This window comes from Brenneria nigrifluens DSM 30175 = ATCC 13028, from assembly GCF_005484965.1.
Lineage (GTDB): Bacteria > Pseudomonadota > Gammaproteobacteria > Enterobacterales > Enterobacteriaceae > Brenneria > Brenneria nigrifluens.
On record NZ_CP034036.1, the window covers coordinates 930,122 to 945,102 of the forward strand.

The 14,981-nt window shown below is 59.0% G+C and carries 13 protein-coding genes; 7 read left to right on the forward strand and 6 right to left on the reverse strand.

Going from position 1 to position 14,981, the window contains the following annotated elements:
• Positions 1-89: 89 nt before the first annotated feature.
• Positions 90-713, reverse strand: coding sequence for a glycerol-3-phosphate 1-O-acyltransferase PlsY (gene plsY, locus EH206_RS04240; RefSeq protein WP_009111583.1), 624 nt, complete (start codon positions 711-713; stop codon positions 90-92).
• Positions 714-820: 107 nt separating this feature from the next.
• Between plsY and folB the strand changes: the two genes are divergently transcribed.
• Both folB and bacA read left to right on the forward strand, forming a co-directional pair.
• Positions 821-1,174, forward strand: a complete 354-nt coding sequence (gene folB / locus EH206_RS04245; protein WP_009111584.1) for a bifunctional dihydroneopterin aldolase/7,8-dihydroneopterin epimerase — start codon at positions 821-823, stop codon at positions 1,172-1,174.
• Between the two features lie 123 nt (positions 1,175-1,297).
• Entirely contained in the window at positions 1,298-2,116 is an 819-nt protein-coding gene (gene bacA / locus EH206_RS04250) for an undecaprenyl-diphosphate phosphatase (protein ID WP_009111585.1), read from the forward strand.
• Here bacA and EH206_RS04255 read toward each other — a convergent pair.
• Together EH206_RS04255 and EH206_RS04260 are read right to left on the reverse strand one after the other, a co-directional pair.
• A complete protein-coding gene (locus EH206_RS04255; protein WP_009111586.1) occupies positions 2,067-3,344 on the reverse strand; it encodes a multifunctional CCA addition/repair protein in 1,278 nt (425 codons plus the stop codon). The two genes, bacA and EH206_RS04255, sit on opposite strands and share 50 nt — an antisense overlap.
• A 101-nt stretch (positions 3,345-3,445) precedes the next feature.
• Positions 3,446-4,066, reverse strand: a complete 621-nt coding sequence (locus tag EH206_RS04260; RefSeq protein ID WP_009111587.1) for a TIGR04211 family SH3 domain-containing protein — start codon at positions 4,064-4,066, stop codon at positions 3,446-3,448.
• Positions 4,067-4,261: 195 nt separating this feature from the next.
• On the opposite strand from EH206_RS04260, the gene EH206_RS04265 reads away from it, so the two are divergent.
• The 5 genes from EH206_RS04265 to EH206_RS04285 all read left to right on the forward strand — a co-directional run bounded on the left by EH206_RS04265 (position 4,262) and on the right by EH206_RS04285 (position 12,324).
• Positions 4,262-5,593, forward strand: a complete 1,332-nt coding sequence (locus EH206_RS04265; RefSeq protein WP_009111588.1) for a CYTH domain-containing protein — start codon at positions 4,262-4,264, stop codon at positions 5,591-5,593.
• A 48-nt stretch (positions 5,594-5,641) separates the two neighbouring features.
• Positions 5,642-8,488 carry a bifunctional [glutamate--ammonia ligase]-adenylyl-L-tyrosine phosphorylase/[glutamate--ammonia-ligase] adenylyltransferase gene (glnE, locus tag EH206_RS04270; protein WP_009111589.1) on the forward strand — a complete coding sequence of 949 codons (2,847 nt, stop codon included), beginning with the start codon at positions 5,642-5,644 and terminating at the stop codon, positions 8,486-8,488.
• Between the two features lie 103 nt (positions 8,489-8,591).
• Positions 8,592-10,025, forward strand: a complete 1,434-nt coding sequence (gene hldE, locus EH206_RS04275; protein WP_009111590.1) for a bifunctional D-glycero-beta-D-manno-heptose-7-phosphate kinase/D-glycero-beta-D-manno-heptose 1-phosphate adenylyltransferase HldE — start codon at positions 8,592-8,594, stop codon at positions 10,023-10,025.
• A 15-nt stretch (positions 10,026-10,040) separates the two neighbouring features.
• Positions 10,041-12,095, forward strand: a complete 2,055-nt coding sequence (gene ligA, locus EH206_RS04280; RefSeq protein WP_009111591.1) for an NAD-dependent DNA ligase LigA — start codon at positions 10,041-10,043, stop codon at positions 12,093-12,095.
• Positions 12,096-12,099: 4 nt separating this feature from the next.
• Positions 12,100-12,324 (forward strand): DUF3820 family protein, encoded by a 225-nt coding sequence (locus tag EH206_RS04285; RefSeq protein WP_009111592.1) that lies wholly within the window; start codon positions 12,100-12,102, stop codon positions 12,322-12,324.
• Between the two features lie 27 nt (positions 12,325-12,351).
• On the opposite strand, the gene EH206_RS04290 is transcribed toward EH206_RS04285, so the two are convergent.
• From EH206_RS04290 to EH206_RS04300, 3 genes are all read right to left on the reverse strand, one after another.
• The gene (locus tag EH206_RS04290) at positions 12,352-12,690 is read right to left on the reverse strand and encodes a FlxA-like family protein (RefSeq protein ID WP_009111593.1); all 339 of its coding nucleotides are present in this window, start codon (positions 12,688-12,690) and stop codon (positions 12,352-12,354) included.
• Between the two features lie 216 nt (positions 12,691-12,906).
• Complete coding sequence (locus EH206_RS04295; protein ID WP_040342884.1) at positions 12,907-13,347, reverse strand: FlxA-like family protein; 441 nt, start codon at positions 13,345-13,347, stop codon at positions 12,907-12,909.
• A gap of 3 nt (positions 13,348-13,350) precedes the next feature.
• The gene (locus EH206_RS04300; RefSeq protein ID WP_009111595.1) at positions 13,351-14,886 is read right to left on the reverse strand and encodes a methyl-accepting chemotaxis protein; all 1,536 of its coding nucleotides are present in this window, start codon (positions 14,884-14,886) and stop codon (positions 13,351-13,353) included.
• Positions 14,887-14,981 lie beyond the last annotated feature (95 nt).

The following is a 14,981-nucleotide window of genomic DNA, read 5'->3' on the forward strand; positions in this document are numbered from 1 at the left end:
AAAGTCGCCGATTTTTAGGAGAACGGACGAAGCCGCGGGCGCGTTGCCACGCTTGTCCGGCTAGCTCTTGTCGCCGTGTTTACCGCGCATCAGCGCTCACCGTCGGTGGTCTGTTTTTTTCTGCGCAGCTTATTCCAGATTTTACTTTCCTGCCCGCGCCACAAACGCTGAATATTGTCGTGATGGCGCATCAGTATCAGGCAGGAGAGCATGGCGACCGGGAAAGTGAACTGCGGCTTAAACCACCAGACGTAGAACGGGGCGATCAGCGCGCTGATAATCGCCCCGAGCGACGAATAGCCGCTGAGCAGCACGGTAAGCAGCCAGGTGCCGGTCATCAGGCCGGTGAGGTCCCAGCCGATTGGCGCAATGGCGCCGAGGGCGGTGGCGACGCCTTTACCGCCGCGAAAACGAAAAAACACCGGGTAGATATGGCCGAGACAGGCGGCGATGGCGGTCAGACCGAGGTACAGCGGGGGAATGCCCAGCGCATAAGCCGCCCAGACGGGCAGCATCCCTTTCAGGATATCAAAGACCAGCACCGCGGCCGCGGCAGACTTGCCGCCGATACGCAGTACGTTGGTGGCGCCAGGATTTCCTGAACCATGCTTGCGGGGATCCGGCAGCCCGGCGATCCGGCAGACCAGAATCGCGCTGGAAATCGAGCCGCACAGATACGCGATTACTATCATGCCAAGCGCGATTGCACTCATAACGCGGTTCCGTTTAATAAGGGTCGTTTTACTCTTCGCATCTGTGGATAATACGCATATTCCGTCGGAAGTGGTATCCGACAACGACAAAAACAGAGAACGGCGTGATGGATATCGTATTTATTGAAGAGCTTGGCGTAATTACCACCATTGGTGTTTACGATTGGGAACAGACGATTCAGCAGAAGCTGGTGTTCGATATCGAAATGGGATGGGATAACCGTCAGGCGGCGGCCAGCGATGACGTTAATGACTGTTTAAGCTATGCCGACGTCAGCGAAGCGGTGATTGCGCTGGTGGCGGGACAGCGCTTTGCGCTGGTCGAGCGCGTCGCGGAGGAGGTGGCGCAGATGCTGATGCAGCGTTTCCCGATCCCCTGGCTGCGCATCAAGGTCGCCAAGCCGGGCGCCGTGGCGCAGGCGCGTCAGGTCGGCGTGGTGATTGAGCGCGGTACGCGATAAATCTGATTTAGCAGCGTTAATAATGATTTACGCGTTACTAAGCGGTAATCTACGAGGCCTATGGGGCTTATAGCGGCTCGCTGGGTGGCGCAGCCGTTTTTTTATGGCGGTAAGGGAGTTTAGATGACGGACCTGCATTCGTTGTTAATCGCATTTATTCTTGGAGTGGTTGAAGGGCTTACCGAGTTTTTGCCGGTTTCCTCCACCGGTCACATGATTATTGTCGGCCACTGGCTGGGATTTGCCGATGACAAAGCCAAAACCTTTGAGGTGATTATCCAGCTGGGTTCGATTCTGGCGGTGGTGGCGATGTTCTGGCGCCGCCTGTTCGGCCTTATCGGCATTCATTTCGGTCAGGTGCCGCATGAGGGGCAAACGGCGGGGCGTCTGAAACTGACGCACATCCTGTTGGGAATGATCCCGGCGGTGGTGCTGGGGCTGGTTTTTCACGACGTTATCAAATCGCTGTTTGATCCCAAAAATGTGATGTATGCGCTGGTTGTCGGGGGCTTTCTGCTGCTGGCGGCGGAGTGGTTAAAACCCAAACAGCCGCGGGCGATGGGGCTGGACGATATCACCCATCGCCAGGCTTTTATCATCGGCTGTTTTCAGTGTCTGGCGCTGTGGCCGGGGTTTTCCCGCTCCGGCGCCACCATCTCCGGCGGGATGCTAATGGGCGTCAGCCGCTATGCGGCGTCGGAGTTCTCTTTTATTCTGGCGGTTCCGATGATGATGGGGGCGACGGTGCTGGATCTGTACAAGAGCTGGCATTTCCTGTCATTGGCCGATCTGCCGATGTTCGCCGTCGGCTTTGTGACCGCCTTTGTGGTGGCGCTGATCGCCATTAAAACCTTTTTGCAGATTATCAAACGTATCTCTTTCGTGCCGTTCGCTATCTATCGTTTCTTTGTGGCGGCGGTGGTGTATGTGGTGTTTTTGTAGGCGCGTCCTGCTGCGCTTTCCACTGCTCCAGCGCCTTGTGGCGGCGGCGGTTGAGTTCGTTGCGGACCTCAATGCCCTGATGGCCGTCGGCGACGACCTCGGCGCTGGTGACGCCGCTGGCGACCCGAAACGCCTGGCGCAGATAATCGCCCTGCGGATAAGGACTCTCTTCAAAGCCGGTGCGACCGCGGGCGTCGGCCTCGCTGGAGAGCGCCAACTGCTCCAGCCGCTGCGGCTTGCGCCAGACGTCGAGGGCATCAAACAGTTTCAGCAAGGTTTTGGGCTGTAGCGCCTGGACGGTATGAATCAGATCGTGGTATTCCGCCACCAGTTTCGCCAGATCGCGGATATGATTGGGAACACGCAAACGCTGGCACAGCGCCTCCACCAGCTTAACCCCCGCCGGACCGTGGCCGTGATGCCGGGGCCACAGCTCCGGCGGCGTCAGCCCCTTGCCGAGATCGTGACACAGGGCGGCGAAGCGCACGTCGATATCCGGGCTAAGGCGGGCGGCGACCGCCAGCGTCATCAGAGTATGAATGCCGGTATCAATTTCCGGGTGCCATTTGGCCGGCGCCGGAACGCCATACAGCTTATCGACTTCAGGAAACAGCACCGCCAGCGCGCCGCACTCTCTGAGCACCTGGAAATAGACCTGGGGGCTGTCGGTGGCGAGCGCTTTCTCGGTCTCTTTCCAGACGCGTTCCGGCGTCAGGTAGGCGAGCTCGCCGTCGCGCGTCATTTTGCTCATCAGCGCCATAGTCTCTTCGGCGATGCGAAAACCCAGGTTGGCGAAACGGGCGGCGAAACGCGCCACGCGCAGCACCCTGAGCGGATCTTCGCTGAACGCGTCGGAGACGTGGCGCAGCAGGCGGTTTTCCAGGTCACGGCGGCCGTGATAGGGATCGATCAACTCGCCCTGTTCGCTGCGGGCGATGGCGTTAATGGTCAGATCCCGACGCAGTAAATCCTGTTCCAGCGTCACATCGGGGGAGGCATGGCAGACAAAGCCGGTGTAGCCGCTGCCGGATTTTCGTTCGGTGCGGGCCAGCGCATATTCATCGCGGCTTTGCGGGTGCAAAAAGACCGGAAAATCCCTGCCGACCTGTTGATAACCCTGCGCCAGCAGCTGTTGCGGCGTGGCGCCGACCACCACCCAGTCCTTCTCGGTAACCGGCAAGTTAAGCAGGCTGTCTCGTACGGCGCCGCCGACAAGGTAAATATTCAACGTCGGACTCCTGAGTATGCGGTGGTATTCACTACATATTAACATCTTTGCTGCGTATTATTGACCGCCGGTAAAAATGCCTGCGCGGGCAGGCATCGCTCTTAACCCATCCAGCGGTCGTTTTTCTTTCTGCGCGGGATAATGTGCGGCAGCAGCAGACCCAGCAATAGCCCGATGCCCGCCACGCCGCCGCCGTACATAAACCATTGCAGAATGATGGTGCGCTGTTTGTCGTCAAGCTGGACATTGGCGGCGCTGACTTTTTTCTGCGCCACGATAAGCTGATTCTTCAATTCCTCATTTTCGCTGCGTAATCCGTTGATAATATCGTCGCTGGCGGTGACTTTCTGCTGCATATCCGCCGTGCGCTGGTTCCAGGTTTGATCGATATTGTGCAGTTTTTCCGTTAGATCCTTCACCTGGCTTTCCAGTTCGGGAACGCGGGTGCGCAGGCTGGGCGTTTCGCTGAGCTGATCGAGCGGGATCCAACTGGTGCGGTTTTTGTCATCGCGGATTTGCGCATAGCCCGCCCCCTGATTAACGCTGAGCACCGTGACTTGATCGCCGGCGTTCAGCGTGCCGATGATGCGGTATTGATTACCCGGCCCGCTGTGGATATAGGTCAGCAGCTCATCGGAAACATAGCGCTTTTCTTCGGCATGAGCCGCGCCGCTTAAAATGAAGGTTATCAAGGTAAAACAAATCAGGCTTAATTTCTGCATAAGATCATCGTGTTGCGTGAGTTATGGGAGGATAGTAGAGGGTTAAGTCTGATGAGGCAATGATTAAACAGAAATGAGAACTGTCTTACTCTTGGCCCGAAGGGGGCGATAAAACAGAGCGCGCTGCAAAGGTGGCAAGGTGAAGTAAAATGTTATTTACTGGCGCCATTCACATTGATCCCGGTGTAGCAAATTATGAGTGAAGAAATCGAACTGAAATTTATTGTTCATCCCGGCGGCGTTGATACGCTACGGCAGCAGTTATCCGGCTGGCAGAGCGAATACAGCCATTCCGAACATCTGCGCGCCCGGCGGCTGACCAATATCTACTATGAGACGGCGGATAATTTCCTGCGCCGACATGGCATCGGGCTGCGTATCCGCGGCGAGAATGAGCGTTACGAAATGACGGCGAAAACCGCCGGCAACGTGGTCGGCGGGCTGCACCAGCATGCGGAATATAATCTGGCGCTGGAAAAGGCGGAGCTGGACCTGGCCCTTTTCCCGGCGGATATCTGGCCGGAAAACTGCGATCCCGCGGCGCTCCAGCAGTCGCTCAAGCCGCTGTTCAGCACCGATTTTACCCGTGAAAAGTGGGTGGTCACTTATCATCAAAGCGTGATTGAGGTCGCCCTTGACCTGGGGGAAATCCGCGCGGGCGAACTTAGCGAACCCCTATGTGAGCTGGAGATGGAGCTCAAGCTGGGGCAGACCTCGGACCTGCTTGAGCTGGCGAAGGAGATCGCCGAATTCGGCGGTCTGCGTCAGGGCAGCCTGAGCAAGGCCGCGCGCGGCTATCATCTGGCGCAGGGCAATCCGCCCCGCGAGTGCCGCCCGCTCGGCATCCTGGTGGTGGAGCCGAAAGCCAATATCGATCAGGCGATCCGCGCGGCGCTGGAGTACGCGCTGAGCCACTGGCAGTACCATGAGGAGCTTTGGGTGCGCGGCAACGCCGACGCCCGCCACGCGCTGCCGCAGGCCGGCGCGCTGATTCGCGAGATGCTGGTGCTGGTGGGCGGGGTGGTATCGCGTAAGGTGACGACGCTGTTTCGCGCCGCCCTCGCCAGTCTGGAAGCCGGCGTGGAAAGGACCGAGGATGCGCAAGAGCTATGCTACGGCGTGGAGTATCTGCAAAGTAAGCTGGTGCTTACTTCATGGCTGGTTGAAGCCGGCTGGCGTAACTATATGGATAACAAAGATCGCATCAGGCTGCAGGGCTCCTATAAACGTTTCGCCGATATCATGCTGGGCCGCAGTTCCGCCGATCTGAGAAGCACGTTCGCCAGCACGCTGAGCGAAGTGCAATATTTACAGCAACTGCCGCGTCTACAGCGCAATATTTGCGCCTTTCAGCTGTTATCCGGCGCTTATCCGATGGAACAGGCGGAAGCGTACATCGATCGCTGGCGCGCGCTGATTCAGGCCATTGAGCAACTGTCGGTCGATCACACCCCGTCGCCTTATCTGGAAGCCTGCCGTAAACAGGCGTTGGCTCATTCGCCATTCTGGCTGCACAGCGCCGGCTAACCGTTAACCGCATTTATCCGCCGGCGATGGCGGATCAAGGGAACCACCATGTCGCTACTTCCTTTGCCGCCGTTACTGGCGCAACAGTCTCAACGGATTTTATTGCGCTTGCGGGAAACCGCCGCCGATTACCCGCCGGCGGCGGCGGACGACGATCTCGCCGTATTGGCGCTGAGCGATTTCGTCAGCGACGCGCTGACGCGTTATCCCGACTGGTGGCGGGAGCTCCATCGGCAGCCGCCGCGGCCGGAAGAGTGGCGACATTATGCCGACTGGCTGAATCAGGCGCTGGCCGCGGTCAATGACGAAACGGCGCTGATGACGGTATTGCGGCGATTTCGTCGCCGTATGCTGGTGAGGATCGCCTGGTCGCAGACGTTGCGCACCAGCACCACGGAGCAGACGCTGCGCCAGCTCAGCGAACTGGCGGAAACGCTGATTATCGCCGCCCGCGACTGGCTGTATCAGGCCTGCTGCCGGGAGTGGGGAACGCCGGTCAACGGGCAGGGCGCGGCCCAGCCGCTGCTGATCCTGGGAATGGGGAAACTGGGCGGCGGCGAGTTGAACTTCTCCTCGGATATCGATCTGATTTTCGTCTATCCGGAAAACGGACAGACCCAGGGCGGACGCCGCGAACTGGATAATGCGCAGTTTTTTACCCGTCTGGGCCAGCGGCTGATAAAAGTGCTGGATCAGCCGACGGTGGACGGCTTTGTCTATCGCGTCGATATGCGGCTGCGCCCGTTCGGCGACAGCGGCCCGCTGGTGCTGAGTTTCGCCGCCATGGAAGATTATTATCAGGAGCAGGGGCGGGACTGGGAACGCTATGCGATGGTCAAAGCCCGCCTGCTGGGCGGCATGGACGACGCCTACAGCCAGGAGCTGCGCAGCACGCTGCGGCCCTTTGTTTTCCGCCGCTATATCGATTTCAGCGTGATTCAGTCGCTGCGCAATATGAAAGGCATGATCGCCCGCGAAGTCCGCCGGCGCGACTTGCGCGACAATATCAAGCTGGGGGCGGGCGGCATTCGGGAAATCGAATTTATCACCCAGGTTTTTCAGCTGATCCGCGGCGGGCGCGAATCCGGGCTGCAGGAGCGGGCGCTGCTGCCCACGCTGCGTCATATCGGCGAGCTGGGGCTGTTGGCGCCGCCTCAGGTCGGCGAACTCAGCGAGGCGTACCGTTTTCTGCGCCGTCTGGAAAATCTTCTGCAGGCGATAGCCGACGAGCAAACGCAAACGCTGCCCGAGGACGAACTCGATCGGCAGCGGCTGGCCTGGGGCATGGGATTCGCCGACTGGGCGCAACTGCAACAGGCGCTGTTGCGGCACATGCTGGCGGTGCGCCGCGTGTTTGATGATTTAATCGGCGATGATGCGCCGGACAGCGACGATATTCCCGAACACGCCAGCTACCGTAGCCTGTGGCAGGACCGGCTGGATGAGGCCGATCTGGCGTCGCTGACGCCGCACCTGACGGAAAGCGTGCGCGAGAAGGTGCTGCGCGCGGTCATCGAGTTTCGCTACGACGTGGCGAAACGCACCATCGGCCCGCGCGGGCGCGACGTGCTCGACCAACTGATGCCCAACCTGCTGGCGGAAGCGTGCGCCCGACAGGATGCGGATACCATTTTATCGCGCCTGACGCCATTGCTGTTGGGGATTGTCACCCGCACCACCTACCTGGAGCTGCTGCTGGAATCGCGTCCGGCGCTGGCGCAGTTGGTCCGGCTGTGCGCGGCCTCGCCGATGGTGGCCGGCCAGTTGGCGCGCTATCCGCTGCTGCTCGATGAACTGCTCGATTCCGCCACCCTGTATCAGCCGATCGCCCCGGACGCCTATGCCGATGAGCTGCGGCAGTATCTCCTCAGGGTGCCGGAGGAGGAGGAAGAGCAGCAACTGGAAGCGCTGCGCCAGTTCAAGCAGGCGCAGCTGCTGCGTATTGCCGCCGGGGATATCGCCGGCGCGCTGCCGGTGATGAAAGTGAGCGATCACTTAACCTATCTGGCCGAAGCCATCATCGCCGCGGTGGTGCAGCAGGCCTGGGGGCAGATGACGGCGCGCTACGGCCAGCCGGCCCATTTGCGGCAGCGCGAGGGGCGCGGATTCGCGGTGATCGCCTACGGCAAGCTGGGGGGCTGGGAGCTGGGCTACGGCTCCGATCTCGATCTGGTTTTCCTGCACGATTGCCCGCCCGAGGTGATGACCGACGGCGAACGCAGCATTGACGGCCGCCAGTTTTACCTGCGGCTGGCCCAGCGGGTGATACATCTGTTCAGCACCCGCACCTCGTCGGGGATTTTGTATGAGGTGGATGCGCGACTGCGGCCGTCGGGGGCGGCGGGGATGCTGGTTAGCACCGTGGAAGCCTTTGACGACTATCAGCGCAACGAAGCCTGGACCTGGGAGCATCAGGCGCTGGTGCGGGCGCGGATGGTTTACGGCGAGAGCGGCGTACAGCGGCAGTTTGAAGACATTCGCCGCAACATCCTGTGCCGCGAGCGCGATGGGGAGAAACTGCGTGGCGAAGTGCGCGACATGCGCGAGAAGATGCGCCAGCATCTGGCGAATAAAGACAAAACGCTGTTTGACCTGAAGACCGACGCCGGCGGGATCACCGATATCGAGTTTATCGTCCAGTATCTGGTGCTGCGCTATGCGTCGCGGGAGCCGCGCCTGACCCGCTGGTCGGATAACGTGCGCATACTGGAGATGATGGCGCGGTACGGCGTGATGGAGGAGAGCGAGGCGCATGCCCTGCGGCTGGCTTACGTTACGCTGCGCAATGAGCTGCATCATCTGGCGTTGCAGGAGATCGCCGGCCGGGTGAGCCAGGAAAAATTTATCGCCGAACGTCGACAGGTGCAGCACAGCTGGAACAAATGGCTGGGTTGAGAGAGGTTTCGCATTCTGTTTAACCGGGATGCGCTTTTTAATAGTAATAATCGGGCCTGTGATATTATTACGCGCATTATGCAAAATGAGCTTGGAGTATGGGATGAAAGTTACGCTGCCTGATTTCCGCCGTGCGGGGGTGTTAGTGGTTGGGGATGTGATGCTGGATCGCTACTGGTATGGACCGACCAGCCGCATTTCGCCGGAGGCGCCGGTGCCGGTGGTCAAGGTTGACACCATTGAGGAGCGACCCGGCGGGGCGGCGAACGTGGCGATGAATATCGCTTCTCTGGGGGCCGGTTCGCGGCTGGTCGGCCTGACGGGGATTGACGACGCCGCCCGCGCCCTGAGCAGCAAACTTGGCGAAGTCAATGTGAAGTGCGATTTCGTCTCGGTGCCGACGCATCCGACCATCACCAAACTGCGCGTATTATCCCGTAACCAGCAGCTGATCCGGCTGGACTTTGAAGAAGGCTTCGGCGGCGTCGACCCGCAGCCGATGATCGAGCGTATCCAGCAGGCGTTGCCCAATATCGGCGCGCTGGTGCTGTCCGATTACGCCAAAGGGGCGCTTATTCACGTACAAACCATGATCCAGACGGCGAAAGCGGCGGGCGTGCCGGTGCTGATCGACCCGAAAGGGACGGACTTTTCCCGCTACCGCGGGGCGACGCTGCTGACGCCCAACCTGTCGGAATTCGAGGCGGTGGCCGGACGCTGCAAAAATGAAGATGAGCTGGTGTCCCGCGGGATGCAACTGGTGGCCGATTACCAGCTGTCCGCCCTGCTGATCACCCGCTCGGAGCAGGGGATGACCCTGTTGCAGCCGGGCAAGGCGCCGCTGCATTTGCCGACCCAGGCGCAGGAGGTGTACGACGTGACCGGCGCCGGCGATACGGTTATCGGCGTGCTGGCCGCCGCGCTGGCCGCCGGCAACTCGCTGGAAGAGGCCTGTTTCCTCGCCAACGCCGCCGCCGGCGTGGTGGTGGGCAAGCTGGGAACCTCAACGGTGTCGCCCATCGAACTGGAAAACGCCATCCGCGGGCGCGCGGAAACCGGTTTCGGCGTGATGAGCGAAGCGCAGCTGAAAGAGGCGGTAGCGCTGGCGCGGCGGCGCGGCGAAAAAATCGTTATGACCAACGGCTGTTTCGATATCCTGCACGCGGGGCACGTTTCCTATCTGGCGAATGCCCGTAAGCTTGGCGATCGCCTGATTGTGGCGGTGAACAGCGATGCGTCGACCAAACGGCTGAAAGGGCCGACCCGGCCGGTTAATCCGCTGCCGCAGCGCATGATCGTGCTGGGGGCGCTGGAAGCCGTCGACTGGGTGGTGCCGTTTGAGGAGGATACCCCGCAGCGCCTGATTGCCGAGGTGTTGCCGGATGTTCTGGTCAAAGGCGGCGATTATCAGCCGCATGAAATCGCCGGTAGCGAAGAGGTGTGGGCCAACGGCGGCGAGGTCCGGGTGCTGAATTTTGAAGACGGCTGCTCCACCACCAATATTATTAACGCCATTAAAGCCGGTAAATCTGAATAACTGACTGAAATAAGTATGAATCCATTGAATATAGAGTCGGCCGAAGCGCGTGAGGCAAGCTCGCGGGCAGCGGAGTTGCGCAGGGTATTGCGTCATCATGAATACAAGTATCACGTGGAAGATGCGCCGGAAATCCCGGATGCCGAATACGATCGGCTGATGCGTGAGCTGAAAAGCCTGGAAGAGGCCTATCCCCAACTGGTGACGGCGGACTCGCCGACGCAGCGCGTCGGCGCGGCGCCGCTGGCGGCCTTCGAGCAGGTGCGTCACGAAGTGCCGATGCTGTCGCTGGATAACGTATTTGACGAAGAGAGCTATCTGGCGTTCAGCAAACGCATCGGCGACCGGCTGAAAAACGGCGACGATCTGACCTTCTGCTGCGAGCTGAAGCTGGACGGCCTGGCCGTCAGCCTGCTGTATGAAGAGGGCGTGCTGACGCGCGCGGCCACGCGCGGCGACGGCGCCACCGGCGAGAATATCACCGCGAATATCCGCACCGTCGGCGCCATCCCGCTGCGTCTGACGGGAGATAACATTCCGCGTCGGCTGGAAGTACGCGGCGAAGTATTTATGAAGCACAGCGGTTTCGAAAAACTCAACGAGGAAGCCCGCCGCACCGGCGGCAAAGTGTTTGCCAACCCCCGCAACGCGGCGGCCGGCTCGCTGCGTCAGCTCGATCCCCGCATCACCGCCAAACGTCCGCTGACCTTTTTTTGCTACGGCGTCGGTTTGCTGGAGGGCGGAGAGCTGCCGGACAGCCACTGGCGGCGCCTGATGCAATTCAGGCGCTGGGGACTGCCGGTCAGCGACCGTATCAGGCTCTGTACCGGCAGTGCGGAAGTGCTCGATTTTTATCGCCATATCGAACAGACGCGCGGCGCGCTGGATTTCGATATCGACGGCGTGGTGGTCAAGGTGGACGATCTGGCGCTGCAGGCGCGCCTCGGCTATGTCGCCCGCGCGCCGCGCTGGGCGGTGGCGTTTAAATTCCCGGCGCAGGAGCAGCTGACCTGGGTGCGCGACGTCGAATTTCAGGTCGGCCGCACCGGGGCGATTACCCCGGTGGCGCGTCTGGAGCCGGTGGCGGTGGCGGGGGTGATGGTCAGTAACGCCACGCTGCATAACGCCGATGAGATCGAACGGCTTGGCCTACGCATTGGCGACCGGGTGACGGTGCGCCGCGCCGGCGACGTTATTCCGCAGATTGTCGGCGTGGTGGAAACGGAGCGGCCGGAAAATGCCCGGCCGATTGTGTTCCCCGACGTCTGCCCGGTGTGCGGTTCCGACGTGGAGCGGGTGGAGGGAGAGGTGGTCACCCGTTGCACCGGCGGCCTGATTTGCGGGGCGCAGCGCAAAGAAGCCCTGAAGCACTTTGTTTCCCGCCGGGCGCTGGACGTCGACGGCATGGGCGACAAAATCATCGACCAACTGGTGGAAAAAGAGTATGTCAAAACGCCGGCCGACCTTTTCCGACTCAGCGCCGGGATATTGACCGGTCTCGACCGCATGGGGCCGAAGTCGGCGCAGAATCTGGTCGGCGCGCTGGAGAAGGCGAAAAGCACCACCCTGGCGCGTTTCCTGTTTGCGCTGGGCATCCGCGACGTCGGAGAAGCGACCGCCGCCAATCTGGCCGCGCATTTTGGTTCGCTGGAGGCGCTGTTCGCCGCGGATGAAGAGTCGCTGCTGGAGGTGCCCGACGTGGGCAAGGTGGTCGCCGCCCGCGTGCGGCATTTCCTGGAGGAGGAACACAACCGGCAGGTGATCCGCGAACTGATCGATCCCGACGGCATCAATATCCACTGGCCGCAGCCGCCGGCGGTGAAAGCGCAAGAGATCGACAGTCCGTTTGCCGGCAAGACGCTGGTGCTGACCGGGTCGCTGAGCATTCTGTCCCGCGATGAGGCCAAAGATCGGCTGACGGCGCTGGGCGCCAGGGTCAGCGGCAGCGTATCGAAAAAAACCGATATGGTGATTGCCGGCGAAGCGGCGGGATCCAAGCTGACCAAAGCGCAGGAGCTGGGGATCCCGGTGATTGACGAAGCCGAAATGATGCGTTTGCTGGGGGAGTAGGCTGGTGGAAAAAGAAGACCTGATTGAAATCGCCAATATGCCGATGCCGTTTGGCAAGTATCAGGGGCGGGCGCTGATCGACCTGCCGGAAGAGTACCTGCTGTGGTTTGCCCGTAAAGGCGAGTTTCCCCAGGGGCGCCTGGGCGAACTGATGCAAATGACGCTGGCGATCAAGATAGAAGGTCTGCAAGGGCTGGTTAAGCCGCTGAAGCGTAATAATAAGGCATGATTGTTACCTCATGCCTTATTTTTGAACTCAGATATAAACATTGATCTGATTTTCTTCCGTCGGGCGATTAACGCCGTCGGCCTGGGCTGAAAGAGCGCCTTCGTCGGTAGCCGTCTCCTCTACAGATTGTTGCGCCTGTTGGGCTTCAAGTTGAGCGATTTGCGCCTCAATAGCCTGGATCTGAGCCTGTAACAGCTCGCTTTGAGTTGCCGCTGTTTCTGAGTCTCCGGATGAGCTTGATATGTTCTCAAGCTGTTCTGTTAACTTTTCGAGCTGCTGATTTAGTTGGTTAATCTTCTGGGCGTAGCTTTGTGAAGAGCCGCCTGAAGATGAAGTTACCGATGAAACTGCACTTATGCTGGACATTTTTCCTCCTGATAAAGATCACACACATAGTGTGAATTTATTATCGGTAAATGCGTTTTCGCATTGAGGATAATTGGGTTGTCAAGGCGATTGATTGTCTTCAGTATTCAGTAAAACATGTAACAAGACATGTTTTTGCTCGTCATATTTTACGCTGCTGCTGCGTTTTGACTGTAAGTCATATTTTTCCGCGTATCTTTATGGTGAATAATGGCATTACACGTAAAGATCGAGTCGGTTACTCCCTGATGTCGCATCGATCGTATCCTGGACTTCCGACACAGTTGCGTCTGTCGCCGAAGGGGAGACCGGCTGCCGCTGTTGCAAAACGGATACCTGAGACTGGAGCGCGGCCAACTGTGCCTGGATAATCTGCTTCTGTTCCTGAATCTGTATGTTATTCGGGCTGTCATCCCCACCTGCGGCGGGGGCGCTGAGTTGCGACAGCTTCTCGTTAAGATGGCTAATGCGTTGATTAAGCTGTGTAACCTGTTGGTCGACATCGTTAACTGTGTTAGATGTTATCGGTGCGATAGAAGAAACTAAAACCAGAGCAATAGAAGATGTAGACATCGTTTTATCCTCAACGTAAAAATTCCTGACGGCAACTTTACGGTTATCGGTCAAATTTTCCCCAACTTTAATATTTGGAAACATTAATTAACCACCATAGACATTGATGGCGCTATTGAGGCGCATCGCCTGACGATTTAACCTTTCCGCCGCCTCCGTGGATTGGGCGACCATATCCGTATTGCGCTGGGTCATTTCTTCAATCTGCGCAATGGAGGTGTTGATTAAGCCCAGCGCGGAAGTCTGCTCGCCGGCGGCGTTGCTGATCTCTTTGATCATGCTGGAAACCTGGCGGACTTCCTGCACGATGTCGTTGATATGCCTGCCGGCATTTTCCACCATCTGCCCGCCCGATTTCACGCTGGCCACGTTGGCGTCAATCAGCGCTTTGATCTCCCTGGCGGCCGAGGCGGAATGCTGCGCCAAATTGCGCACTTCGGCGGCCACCACGGCGAACCCCTTGCCTTGCGCCCCGGCGCGGGCCGCTTCAACGGCGGCGTTCAGGGCGAGGATATTGGTCTGAAAGGCAATACTGTCGATCACGCTGATAATATCGACGATTTTATTACTGGCGTCGGAAATGGAATCCATCATGCCGATGGTTTCCTGCATAATCTCCCCTCCTTTCACCGCGGTGCGGTTGGCGGTTTCCGCCATCTGCGTCGCCTGGACGGCGGTTTCAGAACTTTGCCGCACCGCCGCGGTAATTTGCTCGATGGCCGCGGCCGTCTGCTGCAGATTGGCGGAGGTGTCTTCCGTGCGGCTATTCAGCGCGCTATTGTCTGCGGCCAGCCGCTGGCTGACATCGGTCATTCCCTGCACCTGGGCGCCGATATCATCCACCAGGGAGTGCAGGTTGAGTCCGAACTGGTTGATTGCCCGCAGCAGCATACCTATTTCATCCACCCGGTTGAGCCGTATAGATTTTCCCTTGCGGCCGGAAACAATATGCTGGGCCTGTTTCAGCAGCATTTTCAGCGGCCGGGCAATCTGCCGTTGCAGAAAAAGATCCAGCAGAAAGATTAAAGCAAGCGTCACAGCCAGCGACCAGAGCGGGTTTATTCCGCCGAGCGAGAGCAGCGCGGGAACCATTCCCGCGGCAGCAATCGCCATCCGCAGGCGCCAGCGCACTGGCAGCCTCTGTAATATTGACAGCGGGGCGAATATGCCGGTGCTAACCACTAACCCCTTGTAAAATCCACGGTGCCCGGCCTGCTTTTTCTTTACGGCCTGATATAAGGGTTCCGCGGATTTGATTTCATCGGCGCTCGGCGTATTGCGCACGGAGATATAACCGGTGAGTTGATTGTGATGATAAACCGGCGTGACGTTGGCGCGGACCCAGTAGTGGTCGCCATTGCACCGCCTGTTTTTTACCAGCCCGGTCCAGCTGTCGCCTTGCTGTAGGGTGAACCACATATCGGCAAAGGCTTCGGCCGGCATATCCGGGTGGCGCACAATATTGTGCGGCTGGTTGATTAATTCATCCTCCGAAAAGCCGCTGACGTTGATAAATGCGGAGTTGGCATAGGTGATATGGCTGTGAATATCTGTGGTGGACATTAATGTCGTATCCATATCCAACAGATACTCCTGCTGTGTGACAGGCGTATTTAATCGCATCAGAAACCCCGGCGGTATATTGCTGTTTAAATTAATTCAAGATATTCAATTGGGTACGCTGAATTTTTTTCGCTATTTGATAATAGTTTACCGAA

What these genes read in the sequence shown, in the direction of transcription:
- hldE (WP_009111590.1), top strand. Translation starts at nt 8,592, where the DNA reads ATGAAAGTTACGCTGCCTGATTTCCGCCGTGCGGGGGTGTTAGTGGTT.
- EH206_RS04260 (WP_009111587.1), bottom strand. Translation starts at nt 4,066, where the DNA reads ATGCAGAAATTAAGCCTGATTTGTTTTACCTTGATAACCTTCATTTTA.
- plsY (WP_009111583.1), bottom strand. Translation starts at nt 713, where the DNA reads ATGAGTGCAATCGCGCTTGGCATGATAGTAATCGCGTATCTGTGCGGC.
- EH206_RS04290 (WP_009111593.1), bottom strand. Translation starts at nt 12,690, where the DNA reads ATGTCCAGCATAAGTGCAGTTTCATCGGTAACTTCATCTTCAGGCGGC.
- bacA (WP_009111585.1), top strand. Translation starts at nt 1,298, where the DNA reads ATGACGGACCTGCATTCGTTGTTAATCGCATTTATTCTTGGAGTGGTT.
- ligA (WP_009111591.1), top strand. Translation starts at nt 10,041, where the DNA reads ATGAATCCATTGAATATAGAGTCGGCCGAAGCGCGTGAGGCAAGCTCG.
- EH206_RS04295 (WP_040342884.1), bottom strand. Translation starts at nt 13,347, where the DNA reads ATGTTTCCAAATATTAAAGTTGGGGAAAATTTGACCGATAACCGTAAA.
- EH206_RS04265 (WP_009111588.1), top strand. Translation starts at nt 4,262, where the DNA reads ATGAGTGAAGAAATCGAACTGAAATTTATTGTTCATCCCGGCGGCGTT.
- glnE (WP_009111589.1), top strand. Translation starts at nt 5,642, where the DNA reads ATGTCGCTACTTCCTTTGCCGCCGTTACTGGCGCAACAGTCTCAACGG.
- folB (WP_009111584.1), top strand. Translation starts at nt 821, where the DNA reads ATGGATATCGTATTTATTGAAGAGCTTGGCGTAATTACCACCATTGGT.
- EH206_RS04300 (WP_009111595.1), bottom strand. Translation starts at nt 14,886, where the DNA reads ATGCGATTAAATACGCCTGTCACACAGCAGGAGTATCTGTTGGATATG.